The following is an 11,550-nucleotide window of genomic DNA, read 5'->3' as shown; positions in this document are numbered from 1 at the left end:
CGGGTGTGTCCGCCGGGGGGCCCCCCGGGGGCACCGCGGGCGTGCCCGCCCCGGGGGCCGGGCCGCGCCCCGGGCCCCGGCCCGGGGCCGGGCCCGGCCCCGGCGCCGCCCGCGCCCCCGGTGGCGCCGACGCCACCCGCGCCACCCGCGCCGCCAGTGCCACCGGCGCCACCCGCGCCGTCCACGCCGCCGGCGCCCCCCGCGCCGCCCGTGCCACCGGCGCCACCGGCGCCGCCGGCGGCGGGGACGGCGCGGGCGACCGCGCGGGCCTCACCGCGGGGGCGCGTTCGTCGCCCGACGCGGTGGTCGCGTGGAAGGATGGCGCAATCCACCCATGACGAGGAGATGACCGCGTGCCTGGCACAAACCTGACTCGCGAAGAGGCGCAGCAGCGGGCGAAGCTGCTCACCGTTGACTCGTACGAGGTCGATCTCGACCTCTCCGGCGCGCAGGAGGGCGGCACCTACCGGTCCGTCACCACGGTGCGCTTCGACGTCGCCGAGGGAGGCGCGGCGACCTTCATCGACCTGGTGGCGCCGGCCGTCCACGAGGTGACGCTCAACGGGGAGACCCTCGACCCCGCCGAGGTCTTCGCGGACTCGCGGATCGCCCTGCCGGCACTGCTCGAAGGCCGCAACATCCTGCGGGTCGCCGCCGACTGCGCCTACACCAACACCGGTGAGGGCCTGCACCGGTTCGTCGACCCGGTCGACGAGCAGGCCTACCTGTACACGCAGTTCGAGGTGCCGGACGCCCGCCGCGTCTTCGCCTCCTTCGAGCAGCCCGACCTCAAGGCGACCTTCCGGTTCACGGTGAAGGCGCCGAGCGGCTGGACCGTCATCTCCAACTCCCCGACGCCCGAGCCGAGTGACGACGTCTGGGCCTTCGAGCCGACGCCGAGGATCTCGACGTACGTCACGGCGCTGATCGTCGGCCCGTACCACTCCGTGCACAGCGTGTACGAGAAGGACGGGCAGAGCGTGCCGCTGGGCATCTACTGCCGGCCCTCGCTCGCCGAGTACCTCGACTCGGACGCGATCTTCGAGGTCACCCGGCAGGGCTTCGACTGGTTCCAGGAGAAGTTCGACTACGCCTACCCGTTCGAGAAGTACGACCAGCTGTTCGTCCCGGAGTTCAACGCGGGCGCGATGGAGAACGCGGGCGCGGTCACCATCCGCGACCAGTACGTGTTCCGGTCGAAGGTGACCGACGCCGCGTACGAGCTGCGCGCGGAGACCATCCTGCACGAGCTGGCCCACATGTGGTTCGGCGACCTGGTCACCATGGAGTGGTGGAACGACCTGTGGCTGAACGAGTCGTTCGCCACCTACACCTCCATCGCCTGCCAGGCCTACGCGCCCGGCAGCCGCTGGCCGCACTCCTGGACGACCTTCGCCAACTCCATGAAGACGTGGGCCTACCGGCAGGACCAGCTGCCCTCCACCCACCCGATCATGGCCGAGATCAACGACCTCGACGACGTCCTGGTCAACTTCGACGGCATCACCTACGCCAAGGGCGCGAGCGTCCTGAAGCAGCTCGTCGCCTACGTCGGCATGGACGAGTTCTTCAGGGGCGTGCAGGCCTACTTCAAGGCGCACGCGTTCGGCAACACCCGCCTGTCCGACCTGCTCGGCGCCCTGGAGGAGACCTCCGGCCGCGACCTGAAGGCCTGGTCGAAGGCGTGGCTGGAGACGGCCGGCATCAACATCCTGCGCCCGGAGATCGAGACCGACGCCGACGGCGTCATCACCTCGTTCGCCGTCCGCCAGGAGGCCCCGCCGCTCCCGGCCGGCGCCAAGGGCGAGCCGACCCTGCGCCCGCACCGCATCGCCGTCGGCTTCTACGACCTCGACGACAGCGGCAGGCTGGTGCGCGGCGAGCGCGTCGAGCTGGACGTGGACGGCGAGCTGACCGCCGTACCGCAGCTGACCGGCGAGCGCCGCCCGGCCGTCGTCCTGCTCAACGACGACGACCTGTCGTACGCCAAGGTCCGCCTCGACGAGCAGTCGCTCGCCTTCGTTACCGAGCACCTCGGCGACTTCGAGGCGTCCCTGCCGCGCGCCCTGTGCTGGGCGTCGGCCTGGGACATGACCCGCGACGCCGAACTGCCCACCCGCGACTACCTGTCCCTGGTGCTGTCCGGCATCGGCAAGGAGTCCGACATCGGCGTGGTGCAGTCCCTGCACCGCCAGGTCAAGCTCGCCCTCGACCTGTACGCCGACCCGGCCGCCCGCGAGGCCCTGCTGACCCGCTGGACCGACGCCACGCTGGCCCACCTGCGCTCCGCCGAGGCCGGCGGCGACCACCAGCTGGCGTGGGCGCGGGCGTTCGCCGCCACCGCCCGCACCCCCGAGCAGCTCGACCTCCTCGAGGCCCTGCTGGAGGGCACGCAGACGATCGAGGGCCTCGCCGTCGACACCGAGCTGCGCTGGGCGTTCGTGCAGCGGCTCGCCGCGGTCGGCCGGTTCGACGAGACGGAGATCGCCGGCGAGTACGAGCGCGACAAGACGGCCGCCGGTGAGCGCCACGCGGCCACCGCCCGCGCCGCCCGCCCGACGCCGGAGGCCAAGGCGGAGGCGTGGGCGTCGGTCGTGGAGTCCGACAAGCTGCCCAACGCCGTGCAGGAGGCCGTCATCGGCGGCTTCGTCCAGACCGACCAGCGTGAGCTGCTCGCGCCGTACACGGACCGGTACTTCGACGTCGTCAAGGACATCTGGGACTCCCGTTCGCACGAGATCGCCCAGCAGATCGCCGTCGGCCTCTACCCGGCGATCCAGGTCTCCGAGGAGACCCTGCGCAGGACGGACGCCTGGCTGACCTCCGCCGAGCCGAGCGCGGCCCTGCGCCGCCTCATGTCGGAGGCCCGCGCGGGAGTGGAGCGCGCCCTGAGGGCCCAGGCGGCGGACGCGCGGTAGCCGTCCGCACGACGGCCCGGCCGTGGCGCTCGTCCACGTCCGGGCCGTCGAGCAGGGACGCGAAGCTCCCTGCGGGGTTTGACGGAAGGGGCGGCGGTCAGCCCTGGAGCTCCGCCGCCACCAGCTCCGCGATCTGCACCGCGTTCAGGGCCGCGCCCTTGCGGAGGTTGTCGTTGGAGATGAACAGGGCGAGGCCGTTCTCCACGGTCTCGTCCCGGCGGATGCGGCCCACGTACGACGGGTCCTGGCCGGCCGCCTGGAGCGGCGTCGGGATGTCGGTGAGGACGACGCCCTCGGCGTCCGCCAGCAGCTCCGTCGCGCGCTCGGCGCTGATCGGGCGGGCGAAACGGGCGTTGACCTGGAGGGAGTGGCCGGAGAAGACCGGGACGCGCACACAGGTGCCGGAGACCTTCAGCCCGGGGATCTCCAGGATCTTGCGGGACTCGTTGCGGAGCTTCTGCTCCTCGTCCGTCTCGTTCAGGCCGTCGTCGACGACCGAGCCGGCGAGCGGGACGACGTTGAAGGCGATGGGGCGCTGGTACACGCCCGGCTCGGGGAAGTCGACGGCCTCGCCGTCGTGGGTCAGCTTGTCGGCGTCGGCGACGACCTTCTGCGCCTGGCCGTGCAGCTCGGCGACGCCCGCGAGGCCGGAACCGGACACCGCCTGGTAGGTCGAGACGACGAGGGCCTCGAGGCCCGCCTCGGCGTGCAGCGGCTTGAGCACCGGCATCGCGGCCATCGTGGTGCAGTTCGGGTTGGCGATGATGCCCTTGGGGCGGTCCGCGATCGCGTGCGGGTTCACCTCGGAGACGACCAGCGGGACCTCGGGGTCCTTGCGCCAGGCGGAGGAGTTGTCGATCACCACGGCGCCCTGCGAGGCGACCTTCTCGGCCAGCGCCTTCGAGGTCGCGCCGCCCGCCGAGAACAGCACGATGTCCAGGCCGGTGTAGTCGGCGGTCGAGGCGTCCTCCACCGTCACACCGTCCAGGACGCTGCCCGCGGAGCGGGCCGAGGCGAACAGGCGCAGTTCCGTGACGGGGAAGTTCCGCTCCGTGAGGATCCTGCGCATGACCGTGCCGACCTGACCGGTGGCTCCGACGATTCCGACCCTCACGACGACTCCCTGTCTTTCACGCTCTTCGCGGCCGCCTCGGGTGACCGAGGCTTTTCCATCATGCGGCCGACCCGGGTCCACCTGTCCAATCCTTTGCGCTCCGCGCCCGAGGAATGGGACACACCGGTGCGCTCACCGGGTGCGGAACTACCGCTCGCACCCCCGCTGAACTGGAGAAATTCGCCCGCGGACGGTCCCGCGCCGCAAGCTCGCCTGCCCACCCGCCCCCCGCGCACACGGCGGTGTGACGTACGCCTCTGCGCGCTTCCCCGCGCTCGTGGCGAACGTTTCGGCGCGCCGCGGCGTCGTAGGGGAAACGCGGGGAGGGGAGGGGTGTCCGTGCTGCGCAGAAGGGCGGCCCGCCGCGCCCGGGGGGACGCGTACGGCGATCCCCTGGACGCGGCGCAGGAACGCCGGGTGCGGGCGGTGCTCGCGCTGGGCGGGGTACCGCAGGCGGACCTGCCGGACGGGGTGCAGCAGGTCCGCCTGCGGTTGCTGGAGCGCGCGGCGAAGGGGCAGGAGGCGCCCCGGGACGTCTCCGCGTGGGCGGCGGTCGTCGCCTCGAACCTCGCCATGGACTGGCACCGGGCCAAACGCCGCCAGGAACGCCTCGGCGAGCGGCTGGCCTCGCTGCGCCAGCACGAGCACCCCTCCGGCGAGGACACCAGCGTGCTCTCCCTCGCCGTAGCCCGGGGCCTGGACGAGCTGCCCGACGCCCAGCGCCAGGTCGTCGTCCTGCGGTTCTACGCCGACCTGCCGGTGCGCTCCATCGCCCGGGAGCTGGGCGTCCCGGAGGGCACGGTCAAGAGCCGCCTGCACACGGCGGTCCGGGCCCTGCGCGCCCACCTGCACGAGGACGAGGTGGTGTGACATGCCCGCGGGACACGAACACGGACACGGACAGGGACAGGGACAGGGACAGGGACACGGACACGGACACGGACACGGACACGGGCACGGGCACGGGCACGGGCACGGGCACGGGCACGGAAACGGGACGCATGACGGCCACGACAGCCACGACAGCCACGACGCTCACGAAAGTCCCGACGCCCTGGACCCGCTGATGGCCGCCATCCTGGACGCCCCCCTGCCCGAGGAGGCCCGCGCCGACCCCGCCCTCCTGGCCGCGCACCGCGCGGCGACGGCCGACGTGGCGCTGCTGCGCGCCCAGCTGGGCCTCGTCGCGGACGCCCTGACCCGACCGGCGCGGGAACCGGCCCCGGCCCCGGCCCCGGTCCCCGTACGGCCGCCCCGGCGCCGTCTCCTCACGCTCGCCCTGCGGACGGCCGGGGTGGCCGCCGCGGGTGCGCTGGTCGTGGGGAGCGGGTGGCTGGTCGTCCAGGTGGGCCGGGGGGCGGACGACATCGGCGCGTCCAGCAGCGCGGACAAGTCCGTCGCCGAAGGGGGCTCCGCCGAGTCCCGCGCCGCCGGCGACCTCTTCGGCGACCCCGGTTACCTCGCCTGCGCCCGGCTGGTGGTCGAGGGCGAGGTGACGCAGGTCGACCGGGTGCCCGGCACCACCCGTGAGCGCGTCACCCTGCGGGTGACCCGTTCGTACGAGCCGGCGGCGGGCGGCCAGGACGAGGTCGGCTTCGTGACGGAGGGGGGCTCCGAGCCGTCGTTCGCCGAGGGTGACCACGTCCTGGTCGGCTTCGTGCGGGGGTCGGCGTCCCCGGACGCCTGGGCCGTGGGCGAGGACGCGATCGCCGCCGGGCGGTCGGCCCTGGCGCGCGCGCTGCCGGAGGCGGGCGGCACGGCCTGCGAATGAGCGAGGGGCGGGCGCCCGTCCGGACGCCCGCCCCCTTCCTCGTCTGCCGAGGTGCTACGGCGTGACCTTCTCGATGGCCACGTTGCCGAGGCCCACGACCGTGCCGCGCGCGTTGACCAGCTGGACCTGGCCGAAGAACGCCCGGCCCTCCGGCGCGGGGGCCAGCGCGGTGACGGTCGCGGAGACCGCCGTGGAGGCGCCCGTGGCCAGCTTCACCGGCGTCGACCCGTCGACGTCGACCGTGCCGAGCGAGGACGAGAAGAACACGTCCAGGTAGTCGTACGCGGTCGTACCGGCCGGGACCGAGTAGCCCGCGACCTCGATGGTGTAGGTGCCGGCGGCGGGCGACGGGATGGAGACCGCCTCCTCCGAGTCGCCGTCGGCCTGCTGCGCGACCTGGTTGCCGTCGGCGTCGTACACCGTCAGGTCGAGGTCGGCGGAGGCGTCGGAGACCCCGCCGATGGAGACGTCCAGCGACGCGGCGCCCGCGGGCACCTCGACCGTGGTGGTCTGGTTCTCGTGGTCGGCGATGGTCGGCCGGGCCGTCTTGGACGAGCCGAGCGGGCCGCCCGCCAGCGTGCCGTCGACGGCGGCGAAGTCGTTCGTCACCGTCCAGGAGACGGCGGCCGGGGTGCCGACCTTCGCCTCGGGCACGGTCACCGTCTCCGGGTCGAAGGCCGCGCCGTACACGGTGGCGTCCAGCGTGTAGGGGTTGTCGAGCAGCGGCGAGGTGCGGCGCGACTCGACCTCGATCTCCCAGACGCCGGGCTGCGGGTCGGGGTAGGAGCGGGCGTCCGGCCGGCAGCCGTTGCCGTCGAGGTAGTTGTTGTAGCAGTAGACGGTGGAGCTGTCCTCGACGGCGACACCGTAGGGGTGGATGGAGATGAAGCGGGTCTGGCTCTTGTCCTTCAGCCCGCCGATCGCGACCTCCAGCGACGTCGCGCCCTCGGGCACGGTCAGGAAGTAGCTCTGCGAGCTGTTGCGCTGCACGCTGCTCTGCGCGGTGAAGGTGTGCGCGACCGGCGTCGAGACGACGACCGTGTTGAGGACCTGCTTGTCGATGCCCTCGGTCCGCGGGTCGTCGACCTCGAGGATCGCGCTCTTGATGCCCGCGGACTCCGGCGCGGCCTGCACCTTGACGGTCACCGGCTGGTTCAGCGGCAGCTTCACCTCGTCCGAGCCGAGGAGCTTGAACGTGCCGGCCGCGTTGTTCTCCAGGTGCAGCTCGTGGCGGATCGCCTTGTCTGCGCCGGTCGTACGGGTGATCGTGACGTCGTACGTCTTCTTCTGGCCGGCCTTCAGGCCGCCCTCGCGGTCGTAGATGCCGGTGCCCTGGCCCGGGGTCTCCAGCGCGAAGTCGATCGCGGTGTCGACGGGGGCCTTGACCGTGTACTCGTGGGCGGTGGCGCCGTCCTCGACGGCCTCCCAGGCGTCCACGATGTTGATGGCGCCCGCGCCCTCCTCGTAGGCCTGGAGGCCCTTGACGTGGTCGGCGGTCGAGGTGAGCGCCGTGCGCAGGTCGGCGGGGGTCAGCTCGATGCCCTCGCGCTTCGCGGCGCTCAGCAGCAGCGCCGAGGCGCCCGCGGCCTGCGGGGAGGCCATCGAGGTGCCCTGGAGCATCGCGTAGCCGGCCGGCAGGGTGTAGCCGGCGTCGGCGACCGGGGAGCCCGGCAGCCAGGTCTGGATGGTGTTGATCGCGGCGCCCGGGGCGACGAGGGTGGGCGTGAAGCCGCCGTCCTCACGCGGGCCGCGTGAGGAGAACGGCAGCAGCGCGTACTCCTTCTCCACCTGCGAGCCGTAGTTGGCGGCCCAGGTCTCCTTGGAGATCGCCGCGCCGACCGAGACGACCTTGTCGGCCAGGCCGGGGTCGCCGATGGTGTTGGCGCCGGGGCCCTCGTTGCCGGCGGAGATGACGAGCTGGACGCCGTAGGTGTCGATGAGGCGGGTGTACAGCTCGGCACGCGCGTTGTTGCCGTCGTTCAGCGCCGGCAGTCCGCCGATCGACATGTTCACGATGTCGACGCCGCGGTTGACGACGAGGTCGATCATGCCCTCGGTGAGCGCGACGTTGGTGCAGCCGGGGCCGAAGACGCAGGCGCGGGAGGAGACGATCTTCGCGCCGGGGGCGGCGCCGTTCATCTTCCCGCCGAACAGGCCGTTGGCGGCGGTGATGCCGGCGACGTGGGTGCCGTGCTCGCTGGCGATGAGGCCGATGTTGACGAAGTCGGCCGTCTTGCCGACCCAGTCCCCGCCGTAGGGGTCCATCGGGACGTCGTTGCGGTACTCCACGACGAACGGCTGCCGCTCGGCGACGTCGGTCGACGGGTCGTCGGTGCCGAAGTACCCGATCTGGAAGCCGTCCTTGTAGGGCTTCATGGCGGTGTCGTCGGTGAAGTCGCCGTCGTTGTCCACGTCGACGGTGACCGTGCCGGCCGCCGCGTCGTACAGCACGCCCCAGACGTCGGTGGTGTCGCCGTCGCGGTTGACGTCGCCCTGGGCGTCGCCGCCCGCGGTGGCCGACTCGCGGAAGACGTTGACCGAGTAGCTGCCCGCCGGCGCGGTCCAGGTGCGGCCGCCGTAGGTGAAGGACGGGCCGGAGACGGAGGTGACCATCGGACGCCAGCTGGCGTCGCCGTCGATGATCGGGTCGGTCGCGGTCACCCAGTCGACGATCTTGCGTTCGCCGGTGGTGGTCTTCTGCAGCGCGGGGTGCGCGAGGTCCACGCCCGAGTCCAGGACGCCGATGGTGACGCCGCGGCCGTCCGCCTTCGGGTTGTCCTTCACGAAGTCGACGGCGCCCGTCTCGAAGGACGGGTTGTAGGGGTTCTCGGCGGGGGTCTTCGCGTTCGGCGCCGCGTAGGTCTTCGCGGTCGCGGTGGCCTTCGCGCCCTTCGCGGTGTCCGCGCTCGGCGTCGGGTCGTCGAGGACGATCTCCTGGCGCAGGTCGATGGCGTGGACGGAGGACAGCTTCGCGGCGGCGGCGATCGCCGAGTCCGCCTTGCCCGTAGGGACGGTGGCGCGGACGTAGCCGAGCTTGTCGTAGGAACGGCCCACGGAACCGCCCTTGACCGCGTCCAGCTCCTCGGCGACCTGCTCGGTGCTGCCCGGGGCGGTCGCGACCATCAGCGTGACGGTCTTGTCGCCGGCGGCCTTGGCGTCGGCGAGGAGGTCGGCGTCGTCGGAGCCCAGCTTGTCGGCGGCGGACTTCACGGCGGGGTCGGCGGCGGCCGGGGTCCCGTCGGCGGAGAAGGCCATCGGTATCGGGCCGGCCGCGGACAGCGCGGCCACCAGACCCGCGGCCACGGCTATCCGGGCCGCTCGTCTCGCGCCCGGTACGGGTTCGCCCTTGGGGGTGTGGGTCATCGGCATCCCTTGTCGGTAAAGGAACGAGCGTCGCGTGACCGGGCCGTTTCCCGCCTGATCGCGCGTGTCCGGACGGTGATCCCGGACGACCGCACAGCTTTGCGCAAGGAACAGGTGTTTGGGGACGGTTGACCGAATCGCAATGGATGTATGGGGAAAACCCGCGATGACGTTTGCGGGCATCGGCGGCCAACACGACAAGTCGCCCCAGGGTCCGCTCATCCCTCACATAACCGTCGGGCCCCGCGCGTCACCGCCGCCCTTCCGCCGGCCGCGCCCTCTCCTGCTCCGGTCCGCCCCCGGATACGCACCTGACGATCCGGACCCGACCGGTTAACGTCCCCCTGTGCGCGAGAGGTTGAGGGTGGCGGCCTACGCCGTGTGTGTCCGGGACGGCCGGCTCCTGCTGGCCCGCTCACCCGCGCCGGACGGCACCCCGGAGTGGGTGCTGCCGGGCGGTGGCATGGAGCACGGCGAGGACCCGTACGACACCGTCGTGCGCGAACTGGAGGAGGAGACCGGCTACCGCGTCGAGGTGACCGGTCTGCTCGGTGTGGACTCCTCCCGTCACGTCTTCCGCCGCGCGGGCCTGCGCGGGCCCGAGGACCACCACGGGGTGCGGATCGTGTACGAGGGGCGGGTCGTCGGCGGTGAGCTGCGCCACGAGGTCGGCGGCTCCACCGACATGGCCGCCTGGCACGACCTGGACGCCGTCGCCGGGCTGACCCGGGTACGGCTGGTCGACGTGGCGCTGCGGCTGTGGCGGGAACGCCCGGTCACCGGGCGGGTGTCCGTGCCGGAGGCTTAGCCGAGCCGCCCGCCCGCCCGTGTTCCCGGTCGGCACGAGGAGGGGCCGTCCGTTCGCCGGACGGCCCCTCCGCTCCCCTCCTGATGCCGGTCCCCGGTGCGTCACTACCTCGGCAGCACCACGACGTACGCGGCCGGATCGCGGTCCCCGGCCGCCATCAGGGCCGTACGCACCACCGTCGCCTGCTGTTCCATCGTGTCCCGGAGCTTCTTGGGCGTGATGTGCACGACCGTGATGCCGAGCCGCTCCAGGTGTTCGCGCTTGCGCGCGTACTCGGACCACAGGGCGTCGTCGTCCTGCCGAGGGCCTTGCCGGGGTGCGCGCGTGTCCAGTTCCACCGCCACCGCCTGCTCCGGCCAGTACGCGTCCAGACCCCCCAGGTGCGGGCCGCCCGGCAGCCGGAGGTCGACGTTCCACACCGGGTCCGGCAGACCGTACTCGCGGACCATCGTGTAGAGGCGGTGCTCCGCGATCGCCCGGCCCTCGGCGAGCAGCGAGTCCACCGCGTCCACCACGTGCGGGCGGCCCAGCAGCTTCGCCCGGTTCAACTCCCGCACGACCGCCGCCGGTTCGCAGTACCCCCCGCGCACCGCCTCCGTCAGCAGCCGCCGGACCGCCCCCGCGTCCGTCAGCCACGCCACCGTGTCGGCCAGCGCGCGCGGCACCGGCGCCACCGGAACGCCCGTCACCTGCTCGGCCGCGGGCAGGTCGGGGGTGCGGACGATGTGCGCCCAGCCCGCCGAGCGCAGCCGGCGCGGCCGGGGGACCAGGACGTCGACGCGCTCCAGGGCGAGCAGCGGGGGCGTGGTGGTGAAGCCGTGCAGCGTGAGGGCCGCGAGCCCCGTGATCACCGCCTCCGTGTACACCGGGCGGTGCGGTTCCCCCGCGCCCGGCTGGACCGGCACCCCGGGCGCCGGCACCTCGCGGGCCGCGTACAGCAGCACCGCGTGCAGCCGCTCCTCGCTGGTCGGCGGTCCGGGGTGGAGCAGGAACACCCCCGGGAGGATCTGCTGCCAGGGGCCGCCGGGGCGGCACTGCTCGACGGTCTCGGCGGACGAGACGCCGTGCGTGCGCAGTTGGGCCGCCGTCATGACGCGGCGCTGTACGTCCGACAGGTGGCACACGGGGCGGGGGGTGGCCGGGGGGAGCGGGGTGTTGTGGTTCATGCCCCGGACATTCCCGCGCCCGATCCGCCCTTTAACCCCTGTTACACGCCTGTCGACAAATGCGGACAAGATCGCCCTAAAGGACGCGTGTTCGGATGCCGAGTAGGTGCCGAAACCCCAGGTCCCACCGGGTGGGGCCAGGGGTTACGGTTCGGATGGAATGAATTCCGTAACGGTCACCGTCCGCCGGAGCTCAGGCCAAAGGTTGGCCGGCCGGGCCGGGCAGCCGTGGCCCCGAGGCTCGGCGGCCGGGGCCCCGAGGCTCGACCGGGCAGCCGGGCAGCCGGGCAGCCGGGCAGCCGGGCAGCCGGGCAGCCGGGCAGCCGGGCAGCCGGGCAGCCGGGCAGCCGGGCAGCCGGGCAGCCGGGCCCCGGTCCCGGCCCCGAGGCTCGACCGGGCAGCCGGGCAGC

The 11,550-nt window shown here is 73.1% G+C and carries 7 protein-coding genes and 1 pseudogene; 5 read left to right on the top strand and 3 right to left on the bottom strand.

The genetic code is table 11. From position 1 onward, the window contains the following. Both ACFV9M_RS37990 and pepN read left to right on the top strand, forming a co-directional pair. Positions 1-338 (top strand): annotated as a pseudogene (locus ACFV9M_RS37990) (hypothetical protein); the annotation flags it as partial. Positions 339-353: 15 nt separating this feature from the next. After that, complete coding sequence (gene pepN / locus ACFV9M_RS37985; RefSeq protein ID WP_385067978.1) at positions 354-2,918, top strand: aminopeptidase N; 2,565 nt, start codon at positions 354-356, stop codon at positions 2,916-2,918. Between the two features lie 97 nt (positions 2,919-3,015). Here pepN and ACFV9M_RS37980 read toward each other — a convergent pair whose 3' ends face one another. Next, entirely contained in the window at positions 3,016-4,032 is a 1,017-nt protein-coding gene (locus ACFV9M_RS37980; RefSeq protein ID WP_385067976.1) for an aspartate-semialdehyde dehydrogenase, read from the bottom strand. Positions 4,033-4,365: 333 nt separating this feature from the next. On the opposite strand from ACFV9M_RS37980, the gene ACFV9M_RS37975 reads away from it, so the two are divergent. Further along, positions 4,366-4,902, top strand: a complete 537-nt coding sequence (locus ACFV9M_RS37975) for an RNA polymerase sigma factor (RefSeq protein ID WP_385067973.1) — start codon at positions 4,366-4,368, stop codon at positions 4,900-4,902. 196 nt (positions 4,903-5,098) lie between these two features. After that, on the top strand, positions 5,099-5,803 hold the full coding sequence (locus ACFV9M_RS37970) for a hypothetical protein (RefSeq protein WP_385067971.1): 705 nt from the start codon (positions 5,099-5,101) through the stop codon (positions 5,801-5,803). A gap of 54 nt (positions 5,804-5,857) precedes the next feature. On the opposite strand, the gene ACFV9M_RS37965 is transcribed toward ACFV9M_RS37970, so the two are convergent. Then, entirely contained in the window at positions 5,858-9,166 is a 3,309-nt protein-coding gene (locus ACFV9M_RS37965) for a S8 family serine peptidase (protein WP_385067969.1), read from the bottom strand. Between the two features lie 346 nt (positions 9,167-9,512). Here ACFV9M_RS37965 and ACFV9M_RS37960 point away from each other — a divergent pair, with 346 nt between their 5' ends. After that, entirely contained in the window at positions 9,513-9,974 is a 462-nt protein-coding gene (locus ACFV9M_RS37960; RefSeq protein ID WP_385067966.1) for an NUDIX hydrolase, read from the top strand. A gap of 104 nt (positions 9,975-10,078) precedes the next feature. Here ACFV9M_RS37960 and ACFV9M_RS37955 read toward each other — a convergent pair whose 3' ends face one another. Further along, positions 10,079-11,140 (bottom strand): hypothetical protein, encoded by a 1,062-nt coding sequence (locus ACFV9M_RS37955; RefSeq protein WP_385067963.1) that lies wholly within the window; start codon positions 11,138-11,140, stop codon positions 10,079-10,081. Positions 11,141-11,550 lie beyond the last annotated feature (410 nt).

Origin of the sequence: Streptomyces sp. NPDC059895, from assembly GCF_042731035.1 — a bacterium.
GTDB lineage: Bacteria > Actinomycetota > Actinomycetes > Streptomycetales > Streptomycetaceae > Streptomyces.
The sequence above is the reverse complement of the archived record's forward strand: the minus strand, read 5'-3'. Positions and strand labels throughout refer to the sequence as shown.

Coding starts and splice junctions, on each gene's coding strand:
- ACFV9M_RS37970 (WP_385067971.1), top strand. CDS start 5,099: ATGGCCGCCATCCTGGACGCCCCCCTGCCCGAGGAGGCCCGCGCCGAC.
- ACFV9M_RS37965 (WP_385067969.1), bottom strand. CDS start 9,166: ATGACCCACACCCCCAAGGGCGAACCCGTACCGGGCGCGAGACGAGCG.
- ACFV9M_RS37955 (WP_385067963.1), bottom strand. CDS start 11,140: ATGAACCACAACACCCCGCTCCCCCCGGCCACCCCCCGCCCCGTGTGC.